This window comes from Rhodococcus sp. KBW08 (assembly GCF_003852455.1).
Classification (GTDB): Bacteria; Actinomycetota; Actinomycetes; order Mycobacteriales; family Mycobacteriaceae; genus Rhodococcus_F; species Rhodococcus_F baikonurensis.
On sequence record NZ_QAJJ01000017.1, the window covers coordinates 645034 to 664165 of the forward strand.

Annotated in this window: 14 protein-coding genes; 8 read left to right on the forward strand and 6 right to left on the reverse strand. The window is 62.5% G+C overall.

What is annotated here, in order from left to right:
• The first annotated feature begins 101 nt into the window (after positions 1-101).
• The 6 genes from DBV08_RS23605 to DBV08_RS23630 all read left to right on the forward strand — a co-directional run bounded on the left by DBV08_RS23605 (position 102) and on the right by DBV08_RS23630 (position 10105).
• A complete protein-coding gene (locus DBV08_RS23605) occupies positions 102-329 on the forward strand; it encodes a hypothetical protein (protein WP_124569024.1) in 228 nt (75 codons plus the stop codon).
• 75 nt (positions 330-404) lie between these two features.
• Entirely contained in the window at positions 405-2258 is a 1854-nt protein-coding gene (locus tag DBV08_RS23610) for a BCCT family transporter (RefSeq protein ID WP_095973431.1), read from the forward strand.
• A 122-nt stretch (positions 2259-2380) separates the two neighbouring features.
• Positions 2381-6274 (forward strand): Pls/PosA family non-ribosomal peptide synthetase, encoded by a 3894-nt coding sequence (locus DBV08_RS23615; protein ID WP_124569064.1) that lies wholly within the window; start codon positions 2381-2383, stop codon positions 6272-6274.
• Positions 6275-6285: 11 nt separating this feature from the next.
• Positions 6286-7587 (forward strand): M1 family metallopeptidase, encoded by a 1302-nt coding sequence (locus tag DBV08_RS23620; protein ID WP_185564879.1) that lies wholly within the window; start codon positions 6286-6288, stop codon positions 7585-7587.
• Between the two features lie 419 nt (positions 7588-8006).
• Complete coding sequence (locus DBV08_RS23625) at positions 8007-8522, forward strand: DUF1449 family protein (protein WP_124569026.1); 516 nt, start codon at positions 8007-8009, stop codon at positions 8520-8522.
• An 11-nt stretch (positions 8523-8533) separates the two neighbouring features.
• Entirely contained in the window at positions 8534-10105 is a 1572-nt protein-coding gene (locus DBV08_RS23630) for a flotillin family protein (protein WP_124569027.1), read from the forward strand.
• A gap of 47 nt (positions 10106-10152) precedes the next feature.
• Here the strand turns inward: DBV08_RS23630 and DBV08_RS23635 are convergent, their stop codons facing one another.
• Entirely contained in the window at positions 10153-11427 is a 1275-nt protein-coding gene (locus DBV08_RS23635; RefSeq protein ID WP_124569028.1) for an MFS transporter, read from the reverse strand.
• Positions 11427-12071, reverse strand: coding sequence for a GntR family transcriptional regulator (locus DBV08_RS23640; RefSeq protein ID WP_095973438.1), 645 nt, complete (start codon positions 12069-12071; stop codon positions 11427-11429). Before DBV08_RS23640 ends, DBV08_RS23635 begins: the two co-directional genes overlap by 1 nt.
• 175 nt (positions 12072-12246) lie before the next feature.
• Between DBV08_RS23640 and DBV08_RS23645 the strand changes: the two genes are divergently transcribed.
• Positions 12247-13368: a GGDEF domain-containing protein gene (locus DBV08_RS23645; protein ID WP_095973439.1), complete on the forward strand. Its 1122-nt coding sequence runs from the start codon at positions 12247-12249 to the stop codon at positions 13366-13368.
• 14 nt (positions 13369-13382) lie between these two features.
• Here DBV08_RS23645 and DBV08_RS23650 read toward each other — a convergent pair whose 3' ends face one another.
• From DBV08_RS23650 to DBV08_RS23665, 4 genes are all read right to left on the reverse strand, one after another.
• Complete coding sequence (locus tag DBV08_RS23650) at positions 13383-14180, reverse strand: SDR family NAD(P)-dependent oxidoreductase (RefSeq protein ID WP_124569029.1); 798 nt, start codon at positions 14178-14180, stop codon at positions 13383-13385.
• Positions 14181-14218: 38 nt separating this feature from the next.
• The gene (locus DBV08_RS23655; protein ID WP_124569030.1) at positions 14219-14917 is read right to left on the reverse strand and encodes a class F sortase; all 699 of its coding nucleotides are present in this window, start codon (positions 14915-14917) and stop codon (positions 14219-14221) included.
• A gap of 129 nt (positions 14918-15046) precedes the next feature.
• The gene (locus DBV08_RS23660) at positions 15047-16531 is read right to left on the reverse strand and encodes a hypothetical protein (RefSeq protein ID WP_260395726.1); all 1485 of its coding nucleotides are present in this window, start codon (positions 16529-16531) and stop codon (positions 15047-15049) included.
• 621 nt (positions 16532-17152) lie between these two features.
• On the reverse strand, positions 17153-17611 hold the full coding sequence (locus tag DBV08_RS23665; protein WP_124569031.1) for a carboxymuconolactone decarboxylase family protein: 459 nt from the start codon (positions 17609-17611) through the stop codon (positions 17153-17155).
• 49 nt (positions 17612-17660) lie between these two features.
• Between DBV08_RS23665 and DBV08_RS23670 the strand changes: the two genes are divergently transcribed.
• Positions 17661-19052: a PLP-dependent aminotransferase family protein gene (locus DBV08_RS23670; RefSeq protein WP_185564845.1), complete on the forward strand. Its 1392-nt coding sequence runs from the start codon at positions 17661-17663 to the stop codon at positions 19050-19052.
• Positions 19053-19132 lie beyond the last annotated feature (80 nt).

Below are 19132 nucleotides of genomic sequence, written 5' to 3' on the forward strand. Positions count from 1 at the left end.
TTAGGTATCGGCGTCTCACTGCCGGGATCGAGCGAGCACGCCAGGAGTTAACCACCTGACAGACAGGCTGTTTCACCGAGTTTGACAGATACGATCGATCAGTGAGCGTCGACCTGACCGATGCAGCTCACCGTACCAATCGAATTCGTCTTTCGGCGTTCCACGAACAGCTCAATTCGACTATTGTTCAACGATTTACAACAAGATCAGCGTCTACCCACGACAATTTTCGCGACAGTGCAGCATCATTCGCTCAGTTGAGCTTGACCGAACCTTGGCGTTACGTTGAATTTCAAAGCAATAGCCCGGTCTTGACTGCGATGGTGTGAGCGAAACGCCCACCTACGCGTGACACGTGGCCGCCCTGACGGGCGCTGTGAATGCCTGAACGTTCGAGGAGTGGAATGACTGCGGTCAAAACTGCGTGGCGTGAACTACGGAAACCCGTGTTCATTCCCGCGTCGATAGTGATCTTTGCCCTGATCGCCTTTGCCGTGATCTACGCGGGAACCGCCGCGGATGCTTTCGAAACACTCAACAACGTGATCAGCGACGGCGTCGGCTGGTGGTACATCCTCTCCGCGACCGGGTTCGTGATATTTGCTCTCTACTGCGGAATCAGCCGTATCGGCAACATCCGATTGGGACGCGACGACGAGCAGCCCGAGTTCGGAATGCTCTCGTGGTTCGCGATGCTCTTCAGCGCAGGCATGGGTATCGGCCTCGTGTTCTACGGAGTAGCAGAACCGCTTTCGCACTACGTGACTCCTCCCGTCGCCGGGCAGATCGCCGGATCCACGGATGCCGCGGCCAATCAAGCAATGGAACTGACGCTGTTCCACTGGGGCCTGCATGCATGGGCGATCTACGTCGTCGTCGGTCTTGGTCTGGCGTACATGACCTACCGCAAGGGTCGTCCACTGTCGATCCGTTGGCTGCTCGAGCCACTCCTCGGACGCGCTCGCATCGAAGGAAAGATCGGCCATGCCATCGACGTCGTCGCCATCGTCGGCACGTTGTTCGGCGTCGCTACGTCGCTGGGATTCGGTGTCCAGCAGATCTCGGCCGGCCTCGACTACCTCGGCTGGGTGGAGACCGACAACTGGTTGGTCATCACCATCATCGTCATCGTGACGGGCATGGCCACCTTCTCGGTGGTCTCCGGCGTCACCAAGGGCCTCAAGTGGCTCTCCAACATCAACATGATGCTCGCTGCAGCGCTGGCCCTGTTCGTCCTGATTTTGGGACCGACACTGTTCCTCATGCAGTCGTGGGTGCAGAACCTCGGCGGATACGTCCAAGCCTTGCCCGAGCTGATGCTGCGCACGTCCCCGTTCGCCGAGGACGGCTGGCAGGGCGCATGGACCATCTTCTACTGGGGTTGGTGGATGAGCTGGGCACCGTTCGTCGGCATGTTCATCGCGCGCATCTCACGCGGCCGCACCATCCGCGAATTCGTCTTCGGCGTGCTGCTCGCCCCCACGCTGGTCGGTTCGCTGTGGTTCACGATCTTCGGTAACTCCGGCATCCTGCGTCAGCGCAACGAGGGCACGATGCTCGACGCATCCGGCGCCGTGGACACCAACACGTCTCTGTTCACGCTTCTCGACGGACTTCCGCTCGGAACGATTTCGAGTGTCCTCGCGATCGTCGTGATCGTGTTCTTCTTCGTCACGTCCGCGGATTCCGGCTCGATCGTCATCGACATCCTCGCGACGGGTGGCAGCCTGGAGACGTCCAAGATCACGCGCGTCTACTGGACGTTCCTGTCGGGCGCCGCCGCCGCGGTTCTCCTCATCGTGGGTGGCAGTGGATCGCTGACCGCGCTGCAGACCGTTGCCATCGCCACCGCTGTGCCGTTCTCGGTCATCATGGTGCTCGCGTGCCTGTCGATGCTGAAGGCGTTCCGGTACGAGGTCGCTTCGGCACCGCGCTACCTGCGAGTTTCGACCAATACCCCGGCGTCGACCGACGTTCCACAACCCACCGAGAAGCGGCTCCGCGATCTGAAGATCTCGTCGACCTTCGCCGGTCTGACCCCGTCGCAAAACGGGATCACGACGGAACCCTCCGACGCCCACATGCTCGTCGCGGTGCACGAAGTTCCCGCCCATGCGGTCAACATCGACCCGGACACCGGCGCCGTCGACTTCTCCGAGGATTCGAAGGTCGTCGATCCGCTGGGCGGAGAGGTGTTCGACACACCCGAGTTCGCCGACTCGGCAGAAGGCCACGCGCAAGCTGCCAGTACGGACTGACCGGCACGTTCGGCATGTTGCATTAGGCATATCTGTTCACCAACTCGCAAACTTGTCATGAGACTTTCAACTCGACAGTTCGCAGGACTCTAAGTTTCGTGAGTAGAACAGGACCAACGGGTTTGCCACTCCAGTCGCAGTCGGAGACGGAACAGTCTTTCGGGATTCCGTCCGTATTCCTACGGTCGGCGCATGCACCTGCGCCGCGCACGCTCATCGACATCGTGCGGGCCTCAGCCGAGGCCAACCCGGAAGCACCTGCCATCGACGACGGCGACACCACACTGTCGTACTCGGAGTTGCTCGACGAGATCGAGCTCGGCGCACGCTGGCTCGGTGATGCCGGCGTCGGCGCAGGTGACCGCGTCGGAATCAGGATGCCGTCAGGTTCACGGTCGCTGTACGTGGCGATCCTGTCGATCCTCGCGGCGGGCGCAGCGTACGTGCCCGTCGACGCCGACGATCCGGAAGAGCGCGCCGAGTTGGTCTTCGGTGAAGCGCAGGTAGCGGCGATCATCACCGGCGACGGTATCCAGCCGGGGACGGCGCCGAAGCGGCTCGAGCATCCTCCGGTTCGCGAACCCGAACCCGACGACGACGCCTGGATCATCTTCACCTCCGGGTCTACCGGCACCCCCAAGGGCGTCGCGGTCACGCATCTCAATGCCGCGGCGTTCGTCGATGCCGAGGCGCGCATGTTCCTCCAGGACGAGCCCATCGGACCTGGTGATCGCGTCCTCGCGGGACTGTCCGTGGCATTCGACGCATCCTGCGAGGAGATGTGGCTCGCGTGGCGCCACGGCGCCTGCCTCGTTCCGGCGCCTCGTTCTCTGGTCCGCAGCGGCATGGACCTCGGCCCGTGGCTGGTCTCGCGTGACGTCAGCATCGTCTCCACCGTGCCGACCCTTGCGTCGCTGTGGCCGGCCGAAGCTCTCGAAGCCGTTCGGCTCCTGATCTTCGGTGGCGAAGCCTGCCCACCAGAGCTGGCCGAGCGCCTCGCCGTCGAGGGCCGCGAGGTCTGGAACACATACGGGCCCACCGAGGCGACCGTCGTGGCCTGCGGCGCGCTGATGGACGGCAAGAGCCCCGTCAGCATCGGCCTCCCCCTCGACGGCTGGGACCTTGCCGTCGTCGACGCCCAGAGCAATCCCGTCGCGGTCGGCGAGGTGGGCGAGCTGGTGATCGGCGGCGTCGGCCTCGCCCGTTACCTCGACCCCGCGAAGGACGCCGAGAAGTACGCGTCGATGCCCTCGCTCGGGTGGGAACGCGCCTACCGAAGCGGCGACCTGGTCCGGCTCGAGACCACCGGCCTGATGTTCCAGGGCCGCGCGGACGATCAGGTCAAGCTCGGCGGCAGGCGCATCGAACTCGGTGAGGTCGACAACGCCTTGCAGAATCTGCCGGGTGTGAGCGGCGCTGCCGCAGCCGTGAAGAAGACGGCAGCCGGCAACCAGCTCCTCGTCGGGTACATCGCCAGCACGGATCCCGACTTCGATCTCAAGGCCGCTCATGCACTGCTCAGCGAGCAGCTACCAGCAGCCCTCGTGCCGCGTCTGGCGTTGATGGACGAACTTCCGACGCGTACGTCAGGCAAGGTCGACCGCAATGCGCTGCCGTGGCCGTTGCCCGGCGCCGGTGAGGACGCCGGGGCCGCGTTGGGGCTCGACGGCACCGCTGCCTGGGTTGCCGGTCTGTGGGGTTCGATCCTGGGCGCGCAGATCACCGGACTCGACGACGACTTCTTCGAAGTGGGCGGCGGATCCCTCTCCGCTGCTCAGTTGGTCACCGCCCTACGCGAGCGGTTCCCCGAAGTGACCGTCGCACAGCTCTACGACCATCCACGGTTGGGGTCGCTCGCCGAATATCTGGACGAATTGGCGCCCACCGCAACTGTGGAGCCCCGCATCGTCGCTCCCACACCGTTGAAGACTCAGCTGGCGCAGATCGCCGTCACCGTTCCGCTCACGACGCTCACCGGACTGCAGTGGGTGACGTGGCTGGCGATCGCGAACAACGTCCTCGGCTGGTTCGTCGATGTCAGCTGGGCTCCCACCGTCTCGTGGTGGTGGATCCTGTTGGCGTTCATCGTGTTCATCACGCCGATCGGGCGCATGACCATCGCCGTCGTCGGAGCGCGCCTGCTCCTGCGCAAACTCGAACCGGGTACGTACCCGCGAGGAGGTAGCGAGCATCTGCGTCTGTGGATCGCGCTGCGGCTCACCGAAGCCAGTGGCGCAGCCAATCTTTCGGGTGCTCCGTGGATGCTCTACTACGCACGTGCCCTCGGCGCCGACATCGGCAGCGGCGTCGATCTCCACACGCTTCCCCCGATCACCGGAATGCTCGAACTCGGTGACGGCTGCTCCGTCGAACCCGAAGTCGACCTCTCCGGCCACTGGATCGACGGCGACGTCATTCACATCGGCGAGATCAAGATCGGCGACGGCGCCTCCGTCGGTTCACGCTCGACGCTTCTGCCCGGCGCGCGTATCGGTCGGGACGCCGTCGTCGAACCCGGATCTGCGGTGTTCGGTCGGGTGAAGGCCAACCAGCAATGGGCCGGATCCCCCGCCACCAAGATCGGGAAAGCGAATCATCCGTGGCCTGCCGAACATCCGAAGCGCGCACCCGGTTGGGTACCGGTATACGGCGTCACCTCGGTCTTCCTGGCCGGTATGCCGATCTTCGCTCTGATGGCGGGAATCGCGGTGATCGGTTGGTGGATTCGCGACACCGACACGCTCGCGAGTGCCGTGCTCCAATCGCTGATCATGCTTCCGGTCGCGACCATCTTGAGTTTGCTCGTCTTCGCAGTCATCACACTGGTGGCCGTTCGTCTTCTCTCGATCGGGCTGACCCCCGGTTACCACCCTGTCCGCAGCCGCATCGGCTGGCAGGTGTGGGCGACCGAACGCCTGCTCGACTCGGCCAGAACCTTCCTCTTCCCGCTCTACGCGAGCCTGCTGACGCCGGGATGGCTCCGCCTCCTCGGCGCCAAGATCGGCAAGAACGTCGAAGCATCCACCGTGCTCCTCCTTCCCAAGTTCACGACGGTCGCCGACGGCGCATTCCTCGCCGACGACACCATGGTCGCCAGCTACGGCCTCGGCGGCGGCTGGATGCACATCGAACAGGCGAAGATCGGCAAGCGCGCGTTCCTCGGCAACTCCGGTATGACCGCTCCCGGTCGACGCGTCCCCAAGAACGGTCTGGTGGCGGTTCTGTCGGCTACCCCGTCCAAGGCGAAGTCCGGGTCATCGTGGCTGGGTAGTCCACCGGTACGACTGAGAAGGGCTGCCGGGGACACCGACGCCGCCCGTACGTTCAATCCGCCGATGCGCCTCAAGATCGCCCGCGGAGTGGTCGAAACCTGCCGACTGCTCCCCGTGATGGTCACGTTCGGCATCGGTCTCGGTGTTCTGTTCGCCCTCGAAGCACTGGTCGGTGCAGTCGGATTCTGGTTCGCTGCGCTGCTGAGCGGGGTAGTTCTGCTCGTCGCCGGAGCAGTGGCGGGCGCGATCACCATCGCCGCCAAGTGGATCGTCGTCGGACGCATCGCCAAGGTCGAGCATCCGCTGTGGAGTTCGTTCGTCTGGCGCAACGAGGTAGCCGACGCATTCGTCGAGACCGTCGCAGCGCCGTGGTTCGCCCGGGCGGCGACTGGTACCGCCGTACTGAACATCTTCCTACGTGGGCTCGGGGCAAAGATCGGCAAGGGCGTTTGGTGTGAGTCGTACTGGCTACCCGAGGCAGATCTTGTGACTTTGGGCGACGGAGCAACGGTGGAACGGGGGTGCGTCGTGCAAACTCACCTCTTCCATGATCGGATCATGTCCATGGATACCGTCACCCTGGGAGCAGGAGCAACGCTGGGACCGCACTGTGTCGCGCTACCCGCAGCCGGCATCGGCGCGGGAGCGACGGTAGGGCCTGCATCTCTGGTGATGCGAGGTGACACCGTTCCGCCCTCCACCCGCTGGCAGGGCAATCCGATTGCGCCGTGGGTGGCGTCGTGAAGCCGAACAGAATGCTCGAGGAGCCGATCGATCCGTACCTGCCACACAACGGCAACCGCGGTTACCGCGTGTCTCGGTACGAACTGGAACTGACCTACAAGGTCTTCAGCAACCGGCTCGCCGGCAAAGCTGTCATCACCGCAGTCACCACCGAGAGCAGATCCAAGTTCAGCTTCGACCTCGCACAGAACCTGCAGGTGTCGAAGGTGTCGGTCAACGGTGCCCGCGGCACGAAGTACGCGCACCAGAACAACAAGCTGACCGTCACGCCGTCCGCCAAGATCCCCGCCGGCGGTGCATTGTCGGTCACCATCGCCTACAACGGCAATCCCGAGCCGATCAGGAGTCTGTGGGGCGAAGTCGGCTGGGAGGAACTCGACGAAGGAATCCTGGTCGCAAGTCAGCCCAACGGCGCGGCGTCCTGGTTCCCTTGCGACGACCACCCGATTTCCAAAGCGTCGTACCGCATTTCGATCACCACCGATTCACCGTTCTACGCTCTCGCCAACGGCAAGCTGATCCGCAAGCAGACCCGCGCGAGTCAGACGACGTGGGTCTACGAGCAGACCGAACCGATGGCAACCTACCTGGCCACCATTCAGATCGGCCAGTACGAGCATCGGCAGGTGAGCGCCGGCCCGGTGCCGGTCTTCGCCGTTCACCCGCCGCGGCTACGCGCAGCGTTCGACATCGATTTCGGACGTCAGCCACAAATGTTGGAAGTCTTCGGAAAACTGTTCGGCCCGTATCCTTTTGCCGACTACACGGCTGTCGTCACCGACGACGAGCTCGAAATCCCCATCGAAGCGCAGGGGCTCTCGATCTTCGGAGCCAACCATTGCACAGGTAGGCGCGGCTCCGAACGTCTTGTCGCGCACGAGCTTGCCCACCAGTGGTTCGGTAACAGTCTCACCCTCGGACAATGGTGCGACATCTGGCTACACGAAGGCTTTGCCTGTTACGCGGAGTGGATCTGGTCCGAGAATTCCGGTGGCCCGTCCTCTGACCAACTGGCCGCCAACGCCTATCAGGGACTCCGGCGGAAACCCCAGTTCTTGATCATCGGCAATCCCGGGCCCGCCCACATGTTCGATGATCGAATCTACAAGCGGGGCGCGTTGACTCTGCACGCCCTGCGCGGCGTTCTCGGAGACGAGAAGTTCTTCGAACTGATCCGCCAGTGGACCACGAAGCATCGACACAGCACGGTCAGTACCGAGCAATTCACCGATCTCGCTTCACGTTTCACCGATACTCCACTGCGGCCTCTGTGGGACGCTTGGCTGAATCAACGCCTGTTACCGCGGATGTGACGTACTGGATTTTGACGAACAGGCTTCGACGAACGGGCCTCGACGCACGCCGCCCGATGATCTGAAACAGTCGGGCGGTGTGCATCTACGGCCAGCACGCCGTCGGCTACCGGCGCCATCACGGCAGGCAGTGCGCCGATCCCTTTCGGAAGATCCAGCACTTCGCTGTTCACGAAGTCCATCGATGCACTCACGCCAGCGGCATCGGCACGACCTGACACAATATCGAGCATCGCCGGGCAACAGTCGACCGGCGTGACCTGATTTCCGTTCCACAACGAGCCGCTGCACACCACGCCGAAACATTCCGAATGCGCCGATTAGCTTTGTCTTACCTTTACTATATAGATGGGCCGAGGGACGACCCCGACAACAAAAACTTCAGGGCGCGCTTCCTCGACAGGTAGATCGGGGGATCGATGTTCGTTGTATTCACAATATGTTTCGTGATCGGAGTTGTCGCTCTGATCGGAGCCTTTGCCGTCGGCGAGGTTGCGGATCTGGGCGGCGGCCACGCAGACGGGCTGCCATTTCTGAGCCTGACAACATTGGCCACAGCACTTTTCGGCTTCGGCGCCGGCGGCGTTGCTGCCACTCTCGCGGACGCTCCGACGTTGGCAACAGTGACTGCAGCACTCGCACTCGCCGCCGTTCTCGTTGTCGTCACGCGCGGCCTTCTCCTTCCCTATCTCCTTGAACAACAAGATAATTTGCACATCGGGCGAGCTTCATACTCCGGGCTGTTGGGCACGGTCACCCTCACCATCGCAGCCGAAGGTTGGGGAGAAGTCTCGTTCGTCGACGCCGAAGGCAATCGCGTGCAGGCCAAGGCCGTCAGCGCACAGCCGATCGCGCTCACCACCGGCACCACCGTCTACATCGCCGATGTAGACGATCAATACCTTCACGTCGTCACGGTTGACGACGCGATCTAAGGACTCGATACATGCTGCCAATCATCATCATTGCGGTTGTAGTCGCGGTAATCATCTTCATCGTTCTCCCCGCGATCTACGTGAAGAACTACGTCAAGGTCCCGCCGAACGAAGTGGCGGTCTTCACCGGTCGAGGCAAGCCGAAAGTGGTACGCGGCGGTGCCCGGTTCAAGATTCCCGGCATCGAACGCGTCGACATCATGTCGCTCGAGCCGTTCAACGTCAGCATCAACCTCAAGAACGCGCTCTCCAACGACGGTGTTCCGGTCAACGTCGAAGCAGTCGGATTGGTACGGATCGGCTCCGCTGACGAAGCGGTTCAGACTGCCGTGCAACGATTCCTGACCTCCGACCTCGACGAACTCCAGCAGCAGATCAACGAAATCCTCGCCGGTAGCCTGCGCGGAATCACCGCAACCATGACCGTCGAGGACCTGAACTCCAACCGCGACTCCCTCGCCCGCAGTGTGGTCGAGGAGGCCGGCGGCGACCTCGCCCGCATCGGCATGGAAGTCGATGTCATCAAGATCGCGGGAATCTCCGACTTCAACGGGTATCTCGAATCGCTCGGTCAGCGTCGAATCGCCGAGGTCAAGCGTGACGCCGCGATCGGAACCGCTGAAGCCGAACGTGATTCGCAGATCCAGTCGGCAAAGGCGCGCCAGGCAGGGTCCGTCGCACAAGCCGAAGCCGACACCGCGATCGCGAGCGCGAATCAGAAGCGCGACGTCGAACTCGCTCGTCTGCGAGCACAGACCGAAGCCGAGAACGCCGAAGCCGACCAGGCCGGACCTCTCGCGCAGGCAACGGCGGAGAAGGCCGTCGGCATCGCACGTGAGCAGGCCGAGGCGGCCCGCGTCGAAGCTCGCACCGAGGTCGAGCGTCGACGCGCCCAGCAATCGGAAGCCGCATTGCAGGCAGACGTCATCGCGCCGGCCGAGGCCGAACGGCAAGCTTCCATCGCACGCGCAGAGGGCGAGCGACAGGCTGCGATCCTCCGCGCCCAGGCACAGGCAGAGTCCGCGAGGCAGGCCGGTGGCGCTCAGGCCGATGCACGAAAGCTCGTCGCCGACGCCGTTCGCTCCGAGCAGCAGGCTGACGCAGACGGTCTGCGAGCACGTCTGGAAGCCGAAGCTGACGGCCGCAAGGTAGCGGCCGACGCAGTTCGCGCCGAGCAGCAAGCCGAGGCAGATGGTTTGCGCGCCAAACTCGAAGCGGAGGCTGCGGGTAAGCGTCAGATCGCCGAGGCACTCAACTCCTACACCCCGCAGGCCGCGCAGTTGCTCACTCTGCCTGACGTTCTGGCAGCATTGGTCGACGCCACCGCGGCGGCAGCGAAGCCGGTCGGCGACATCGATCGCATCTCCATCGTCGGGGGAAGTGACGGGGCGCAGGGTTCGATCGGCTCGATCCTGGGCATCAGCCCCCAGGTGATTGCCGGCGTCATCGAAACTCTGGAGAGCTCGGGCGTCGACATCACCGGATTGCTCAACGGCTTGAACAAGACCGCATCGGTTCCGGCTGGTACGACACACAGTTCGGTTCTCAGTTCTGAGAACGGGTCCGCAACTGTAGACGCGTGATTGATCCCGGTCCGCCGACTCTCACCGGAGTCGGCGGGCCGGCGGCATCAGAGAGCCGGAAGATGCGAACGTGACTTGAAGAGGATCAGCACAAGGCAAGCAGCCGCGGCAACGGATCCGAACAGGAGCGTCACCGTATAGCTCAGCGCCGGAATGCTTTCCGACAGCATCGCCAGCAGCGCCGGCACGGCAAATCCGATATAGGTGATCGAGTAGAACACTGCCGTCAGCCCTGCCAGATCATCCGGCCCCGCAATTCGCTGGATCTCCAGCAATCCGGACACCAATGCCATGCCGTACCCACAGCCGAGAATCGCTGCAGCGACGATCGCAACCGCCACGGTCAGCGTCGACGCGACCAGAGCGGCAGCCGCCATACCGACCACCAGAAACACCAGCGCCACCAGAGCGCCCCGCGCGCTGCGGTCGGTATCGATCTTGCGCCCCAATGACTGAATCGCGAACCCGCACGTCAGTGCCACCATGCACAGCAGAGCCGAAAAGGCCACGGGCGCATCGCCACTGTGCCCGGTCATCAGCGATGGAATCACTGCATACGCGACACTGGCAGCACCGAACACCCACGGGGCCAAGGGAACAACGACGTAGAGGAATCTGCGATGACCTGCCGAGGGGATCTTGAGGTCGTCGATCAACCTGCGTCGCTCGGATTTCTCCTGCGCCGGCCGGGTTTCGGGCGCACGCCACAGCGCCACGCCCGCAACCACGGTGATCACGATGTGCAGCACGTACGCCAACGCACTCGGCATGGGCGCCCACTGCGCCAAGATTCCCGCAGCACCCGCACCCAAAGCGAAGCCGGCGGTCAGACTCATCGCCGCTCGCCGGGCGCCCGCACCTTCCGACGCCGCCGAATCCCAGGGCTGCGTGGACAACTCCTTCACCCACGAACCGCCGACGGCCATTCCGATCCCCAAGGCGATTCCGCAGAGGATCCTTCCCAGAATCAGGACGGCGGCGGAGTCGGCACCGAAAGCGAGGAGCGTCGAGCCGGCGATCGCGATGATCGGCGCCGGAAGCATGATCGGGCGTCGGCCCAATCGATCGGACAGCGGTCCGCCGAGCAGGAGAGCCGGCACGATCCCGACCACGTAGGCGAAAAGGAAGAAGTCGACCATCACCGGCGAATAGCCGTGGTCGAGTCGGTACATCACCAGCAGTGGCGTGAACTCGTTACCACCCCACGCTGCAGCGAACATGCTGGCGGCGACGGTCAGCCACAGCCATTTTCCGCCGTCGGCGCGTGCACTGTCGAGACGAGGTTCGGCCGCGGTCCCAGCGCCCATCGTTTGGGTGCTCATCACAGAGTTCCTTCGAAGCCGAGTCCATGCACCTGGCGCATGTGCGTGAGTACGGCAGTGTTGTATCCGTCGGCATCGCCTGTTTCGACAAGGTCGGTCAGCGCGGTGTGATCGACAAGGATGCGAGAGAGTTGGCCGGGGTCGCGTGAGATCGACCGCGCTGTCATCCGCCGTTGCCTGTCGCGCAGACTCGCGTAGAACGAGTCGAGCAGTGGGTTCCCACCGGCGGCAACGATCATCTTGTGAAAATCCGCATCGATCGCGCTGAACGCGGCAACGTCCCCGCGATCAGCAATCTCACGTTGCTCGATCAGGTTCGCGCGCAACGCTGCGACAAGCGCTTCGCGTGCGTGGGGTCGGACCGACACCACTCGAACACTCTGAGTCTCGACGAGTTGCCTGGCACTGACCACATGTTCCGCCTCCCCGTCCGCGACCGGGACGATCAACGCCCCCTTCTTCGGGTAGAGGCGCATCCAGCCTTCCGCTTCCAGTCGCAGAAATGCCTCACGCACCGGCGTTCGGCTCACATTGGTCCGTGCGGCGATGTCACCCTCACTGATCAACTCCCCTCCGGCGAGCTCGCCGGACAGGATCAGTTCCTTGACTTCGCGGAAGACGGTTTCGGAAGCGGAATACAACATAGACACAAGATGTATTTATACTCCACGCTGGCCCAACCCAGACATGCGGGTCGCCGATCCGAACATCTCGGTCCAATGCGGCATCGATCCAGTTAGCATTGCAAGGTGCCAGACAGCCGAGGAGTCAGTTCGCGATGATTGGCGCACGCTCCCGCCTTCGCAGACTGAAGCACTCATGACGTCGCAGATGAAGTCCATGAGGACGCTGACCCGCGAGTGGTTAGCTCTTCCCGATCAATACGACCGCTTCACTCGCTATCTTCGCGACAACGGCCTCACCACTGCCACCCGGCTATTACTTGGCATCATCGTCATCGGGTTGGGCGTGTGCGCGCTACTCAACAGGTTCAGCCCCGCCGGTCCGACGAGCACTATCGCGCTGTTCTTCAACTCTGTCGTCGTGATCTCGTGCTTCGTGGTCGGAGTCTCCTGGTGGGTCTTCGGCCCGACCAAGCGGCGTTCGTTCGGATTCGTGGTGTTCTGCGATATCGCAGTCACGATCTCCGTGGTCGGGGATTCCTCGCAGCTTGCACGATTGCTCACCTGCGTCATCTTTGCGCTGATCGGCATCTACATCGCCTATTTTCACAACCCGAAGCTGCAGGTTGCCCACCTGGTCTTTTCAGTAACGATAATCGGGATCGCGGCGCAGCCGATACTGTTCGGCCCGGACCGCGATCCGGCACTGGGTGCTTCGAAAGTGCTGGTCGTCGTCACCGCACTTGTGGTCTGCGCGTTCATCTCACAGATCGTGCTGACGATGCTCAGCATGGACGCATCCAGCTCCGACCTCGACCCCCTGACCGGCCTCCTGAACCGTCGCGGCCTCGATCGCCACGTCGAGAAGGTACTCGCGGAGTTCCAGCGCCAGGAATCGGCAGCCCTACTGGTGATCGCAATCGACATCGACAGGTTCAAGACGATCAACGACGTCCACGGTCACGACGTAGGCGATCGCATCATTCTTCGGGTGGCACAGCGCTTGTCGTCCTGGGCGCATGCCGATGCTGTCGTCGCGCGGGTAGGCGGCGACGAATTCATCCTCGCTCAAAGACTTTCCGTGCCGGCAATCGGTCCGATGCTCGACTCGATCGGGCCTGCCATGCACTCGAATACCGACGAGATCCCGTCGACGTCGAGCATCGGAATCGCCGTGCGCACACACAAATTGACCGCAGGTGAGGAGCGGGCAACCGCGTTCACGGATATGCAGAAAGTCGCCGATTCGGCGATGTACGAAAGCAAGAGACTCGGCGGCGGACGCGTGCACACGATCGTCACCACCGCGAGCAGGTAGCAGCACGCGAGTTTTCAGTAGTAGACCGGCCCCGGCACTCCTCCGCCCGCTGCCACTGCGTCACCGGTGATAGCGATGCTTCGCGGCGATGCCAGGAAGGTCACGACGTCAGCCACCTCTTCCGCGTCGATGATCCGGTGTATCGAGTTCGTTGCGATACCCCGCTCCACCTCGGCCGGCGAGCGGCCCGACTCTTCCGACTCGCGGGTAATCCGTGCGGTCAATCTTTCGGTTCTCGTCACACCCGGATGGACGACGGTGACGTTGATTCCCTTGGGGCCCAGCTCGTCTGCAAGATTCTTGGTCAGCGCAGAAACACTGACGTTGCGGATCGTGTGGGCGATCGAGGTGGCCTGCCTCGCGCCCAACCCACTGATGTTGATGATCCGACCCCAACCCTGATCGATCAGATACGGCGCCACAGCCCGTGCGGTTCGCAGGTACCCGAGCACTTTCACTTCGACTTCGTCTCGCACGACGTCGTCGGTGGTCGCCTCGAAATCCGTAGGCTTTCCCGCGCTGAACGGAGTCGCTGCGGAGTTGACCAGAATGTCGACACCGCCGAGCTCCTTTACTACTTGCCGCACCGACGCCTGAACCGCGTCGTCGTCGCGTGTATCCGTCACGACTCCGATCGCACGAATTCCGAACTCCGAAACCAAATCTCGTGCAACGCTTTCGACCGTTTGCTCAGTGCGTGCGAGTATCGCGATGTCGACACCTTCAGCGGCCAGACCTCTGGCGATTGCCAGACCGATCCCCTTGCTACCACCGGCAACGATCGCACGCTTTCCAGACAGGTGAAGATCCATACCTGCGACACTATCCAACGGGCACGATTTCCAATGCGTCAGACCATCAGGTCCGCATACAGATAGACGTTGTCGGCGTAGTTGCCCACACCATCCTCGAATTGCAGTTCGCCGCCGCAGGTTACGACTGCCAACTTGCGAGGGCCTTCCGGGCCGGCCAGCACGCTTTCCTCCACACCATCGGCCTTCGGGCGCGTCGTAACCGCAGTCACCTTCCACGACGTGCTCTTGCCCGTCGCGTCTGATGTACGGATCACTTCACCCGGCTCGATCGTGCCCAGGTCGAACAGCGCACCGTTACCCTGGCCGGTCAGATTGACGTGTCCGGCAATCAAGGTCGTGCCGGTGGCGGAATCGAGAGATGCACCATCGAGCCAGATTCCGACGTTCTTGACGTTCTCCGGCGGAGTGAGAACTCCTTCCGGCACGGTGGCGTCCACGATCGGCGCCTGAACCCCGACCGGGTCGAGCGAAAGGGTGTTGGGAGTCATCAACTCATCAGTGGGCGCTGCCGGATTCGCGGAGTGCGACAGGACAACTCCCGGACTCGGCGGGATCGCGGCACTGTCATCGGATGATCGCAGGCCGACGAAGGCCATGGAAGCACCAGCGACAAGCACCGCGACAACGGCCAGGATGTACGCGACACGACGCCCCTTGCCGGTGTTCGCGGGCCGATCATCGTCGGGATCGTCGTATGGATTGGATGGATTGGGATCCGACTCGTACATGGTCATCGAACTGTCTCCTGCGGGATGAGGTGCCCCCGGCACCTCTTGCGAATTGACGCCCCCTGCGTCTGATCAGTGCCGGCACCGATCACACAGCCTGTGATCGGTGCCGACGTCTACTGCATTTGCCTGGTGTCAGGAACGCTTACGTCGGAGAGCAACTGCTCCGGCAGCAGCCATTCCGACAAGCCCGAGGCCGGTCACTGCGACGGCGACGTTACGGCCCGAATTCTGTTCAGCAGCACCACCGTCGATGGCAACCGGGCGAGGTCCGGTGGCAGGCTTCGGAGTCGTCGGCGCCGGAGTTGCAGGCGTGGCAACGGGCTGCGAGGGAACAGGGACACCCGGAACTACCGGCACGACCGGCACAATCGGAACGATGGGCACGATCGGAACAATCGGCACGATCGGAACGACCGGGGTTACAGGCGTCGTAGTGGCCGGGGTCGTCGTCGACGGTGTCGTGGTTGCAGGTGTCGTTGTTGCAGGTGTCGTTGTTGCTGGTGTCGTTGTTGCGGGTGTCGTCGTGGGCGCTGCCGCATATCCGACGGTGGCAGACGCATTCATCGAAGCCGGCCGAACGGTGTCGAACGACGCGAAGATCTGGCACTCTGCCCCGGCCGTGTTCCAGTGCAGGTTCTCGACCGAATCCGGAATGACACTTGCGGTCACGGAGTAGTCCCCGGCGTTTGTGGCGGCGAGGCAAAGTTCAACGGCAGTCGGTGCATCTCCGCGACCGTCAACGGTCAACTGGTTTCCACTCAGCGTCGCCTTGGCATTGTCACCACAGACAGTGAGTTCCGTTCCCGCCGAGGACTGAACAGTGATCGGCTTCCGGTACATATTCGTGTTCAGAGTGAAGACGGCGGTCTCCCCGGCCTTCAGAGTGCCCGTCGCCGGCGTCTTGCGGGCAAGATCAAGCGTTTGCGTCACGTTCATGATCTCGACGATGCGAGCTCGCTCGTCGGCGCCGATGTTCCTGTCGCACAGGCCTTTGAAGTCGGCCATCAGCGGATTGTCGTAGTCCGAGACACACCACACCAGCGTCTGGCGCGCCGAACGTGCATTCTCACTGCCATTGCCCGAAACAGTGCCGTCGAGTTTGGCGGGATTTTGCAGCAACCAACTGATGACAGCGAGATCGTCGGCCGACAAATCGGGATTGCCCGAAGACGGCACCGTCGCGCCCATCTCGTCGTTGTGCTTGTCGACGGGCAAACCATTTTCGTCGACGCCGGAACACGGATCGAGATCGAAGTCCGTGCAGTACATCCATTCCGACTTCGCAATTCCGTCGACGTCGCGGACACCGCAGACCGGAGCATCCACCGCCGTCGAGGTACCTCGATCGGTGGTGCCGTACATCGGCACGATGTTGCCGTCGTTGTAATGGTCCAGTCGAACGCCGGAGATGTCGAGCATCTGCTCCGAGGGTGTGTACTCGGTGCCCTCGCACAACCCGGCAGTGAACGCCGGAGCGGCAGCGGTTCGCACCGGCAGTGGCGCGGAGACGGCCGGCGAAGCAAAAGCAACGCTACTGCCGGCCACCGTTACGGCAATAGCTGCGGTTAGCGAGAGTCGGAGAGCAAGCGGCCTCCGCCGTGAACCAGACACAGTCATCAAAGCTTCCCTTTCAAGACATTTCGGTAGCGGGGAGGTTGCCTGGAATCCCAAGACCACGCCGTCCAGCACTCACTTCCGAGAGGATCGGCCAGCTACTTTTGGCAACCGGCCAGTTACTAGATGGCAATGTAGTGCATGTTTTAAGAAAGTCCACCCGCGCTCCGAGCAGGCGAACGTCGCAAGGCACTACGGGCGACAAGTTAGCCAAGTCGGTGACTGGAATCTTGTCCAACCGCACAACCGTCACGATCAACCCAAAAATGGCTCACCCAACCTCGAAGATCACGGCAATCCTCGACTGCTAGCCAGTCGATAACTCACGGTTTCCCGGGAAACCCACAGGAAGGGGCGCTTTCGGTCCGCACACAAAAGAAGGGGCCCGCATGGCGGGCCCCTTCAGTGGATAATTCAACAGAGACTGCTTTGTCGGAATCCCGACAATCTGCGGGCGTCCGGCATAGCCTTCCGACCAAGGCTATGTGATTTGCATCACATTCAAAGATTCAGTCGGTTTTGTTCACAGCAGAAAGCAATCTTTTGGTCCTCTTTGGAGTGATTGCCCAGATCTCCGACCGAGACAGCCGGTCGCCGATCGCACGTGACGAATGCGGCTCGGGGTCAGCTCCGTACCGGCGGCGCCTTCCTCGTGGTCACCGCGATGCGATTCCACGCATTGATCGTCAAGATGACGCTGATGAGCTGGGCCAGTTCCTCGTCCGAGAACTCTGCGGCCGCCTCGCTGTACACCTCGTCCGGAACGAAACCGTCGGTAAGGACTGTCACGGCCTCGGTCAAAGCGAGTGCGGTGCGTTCGCGATCGGAGTACATCCCTCGCGCCTCTTCCCACGCGTTCAGTAGGTAGAGCTTCTGCTCCGTCACTCCGACCTTCCGAGCGTCTCGCGTATGCATGTCCAAGCACCACGCACAATGATTCAGCTGCGACGCGCGCGTGAGTACCAGCTCGACGAGCGTCGGCTCCAGCCCCTTTCGCGCAGCGGCATCCAACGCAATCATCGCCTTGTAGACCTCGGGCGCCAGCTTTGCGATATCCAGTCGTTGTCCTGTTGCTGTAGTCATACTCAAACCGTAATCCCGGAAAGACCCCGAAACATGGTTCAATCCGGTGATGAATTCATGGGCCAATCTTGGGTTCGATCTACATATCGAGTTGCCACAGGGAATCGGGGTTCGCACTGCGCTGCTTCAGACGCTTCGCGACGCGATCGACAGTGGACTGTTGAAGCCCGGCACCAGACTCCCACCTTCCCGCACCCTCGCCGTCGACCTCGGAGTTGCCCGAAACACTGTTGCGGACTGTTACGCCGAGCTCGCCGCAGCTGGGTGGCTCGTCACACGGCCGGGTTCCGGAACCGTGGTCGCCACGCTCGCCAGCACACACAGTCACGAGGTCGAGCCGTCACCGACCCGACGGCGCTTGACCCACAGCCTTCTCCCCGGATCGCCGGACGCGTCTGCGTTTCCCCGCACTGCATGGATTTCGTCCGCCAGACGTGCTTTGATCACCGCGCCGACCGACGCATTCGCGACCACTGATCCCAGAGGCCGAGTAGAACTCCGAAACGCCCTCACCACATACCTGAGCCGCACCAGAGGCGTTCGCGTCGATCCGAACCGCATTGTGATCAGCGCCAGCTCGGGTCACGGGATCTCCCTCCTTGCCCGCGCACTCGGAGGAACGATTGCCGTCGACGCCTTCTGCCTTCACCTGCACCGGCAGCTACTTGTCGACGAAGGGCTTCTGACGATTCCCATATCGGTCGACGAATCAGGCACTTGCACAGACGAATTGGTGTCAACATCTGCTGAGAGTGTTCTGCTGACACCGACCCATCAGTTCCCCCTCGGAGGCCCCCTCACACCGGCGAGGCGCGCGACCGCTCTCGAATGGGCCGCGACTACCGGCGGCGTCATCATCGAGGACGACTACGACGGCGAATTCCGTTACGACAGAAAGCCGGTCGGCGCACTCCAGGGAATTGCGCCGCAGCACGTTGCGTACCTGGGCACTGTCAGCAAGACACTGTCGCCGGCCATTCGCATCGGATGGATGGTGTTGCCGGACAGGCTGATCGATCCCGTCCTCGCGACAAAGGGACCCTACGAACGCTGGGTCAGTTCAACGGATCAATTGACCTTGGCGGACTTCATCGAGTCCGGAAGATTCGACAGTCATATTCGAAAGATGCGGACCTCGTACCGACGACGACGCGATCAACTGGTTGCGACCCTTGCGCAGCGAGTACCCCAGGTCAGGGTCGAGGGGATCTCCGCGGGACTTCACGCTGTGATCCGTCTTCCCTCCGGCACCGAACAATCTGTGCTTGCAACGGCCAAGGCGCGCGATCTCGGGCTCGAAGGGCTGTCCGTCTTCCGACATCCCGACGTGTCGTCAGTCGGCAGTGACGGCATCGTCGTCGGCTACAGCACGCCGACGCAGTCGCAGTACTCGAGGACGCTGGACGTGCTCTGCGAGGTGCTGCAGGCGGCTCTGCGATAACGCCTGTCGGTTCTGTCCAGCCGTTCACCTGCCCTGCCTTTGCCCTGCCCTGCCCTGCCCTGATCGTGTGAACGGTACGT

Coding starts and splice junctions, on each gene's coding strand:
- DBV08_RS23610 (WP_095973431.1), top strand. CDS start 405: ATGACTGCGGTCAAAACTGCGTGGCGTGAACTACGGAAACCCGTGTTC.
- DBV08_RS23620 (WP_185564879.1), top strand. CDS start 6,286: ATGCTCGAGGAGCCGATCGATCCGTACCTGCCACACAACGGCAACCGC.
- DBV08_RS23625 (WP_124569026.1), top strand. CDS start 8,007: ATGTTCGTTGTATTCACAATATGTTTCGTGATCGGAGTTGTCGCTCTG.
- DBV08_RS23630 (WP_124569027.1), top strand. CDS start 8,534: ATGCTGCCAATCATCATCATTGCGGTTGTAGTCGCGGTAATCATCTTC.
- DBV08_RS23635 (WP_124569028.1), bottom strand. CDS start 11,427: ATGAGCACCCAAACGATGGGCGCTGGGACCGCGGCCGAACCTCGTCTC.
- DBV08_RS23640 (WP_095973438.1), bottom strand. CDS start 12,071: ATGTTGTATTCCGCTTCCGAAACCGTCTTCCGCGAAGTCAAGGAACTG.
- DBV08_RS23645 (WP_095973439.1), top strand. CDS start 12,247: ATGACGTCGCAGATGAAGTCCATGAGGACGCTGACCCGCGAGTGGTTA.
- DBV08_RS23650 (WP_124569029.1), bottom strand. CDS start 14,180: ATGGATCTTCACCTGTCTGGAAAGCGTGCGATCGTTGCCGGTGGTAGC.
- DBV08_RS23655 (WP_124569030.1), bottom strand. CDS start 14,917: ATGACCATGTACGAGTCGGATCCCAATCCATCCAATCCATACGACGAT.
- DBV08_RS23660 (WP_260395726.1), bottom strand. CDS start 16,531: ATGACTGTGTCTGGTTCACGGCGGAGGCCGCTTGCTCTCCGACTCTCG.
- DBV08_RS23665 (WP_124569031.1), bottom strand. CDS start 17,611: ATGACTACAGCAACAGGACAACGACTGGATATCGCAAAGCTGGCGCCC.
- DBV08_RS23670 (WP_185564845.1), top strand. CDS start 17,661: ATGAATTCATGGGCCAATCTTGGGTTCGATCTACATATCGAGTTGCCA.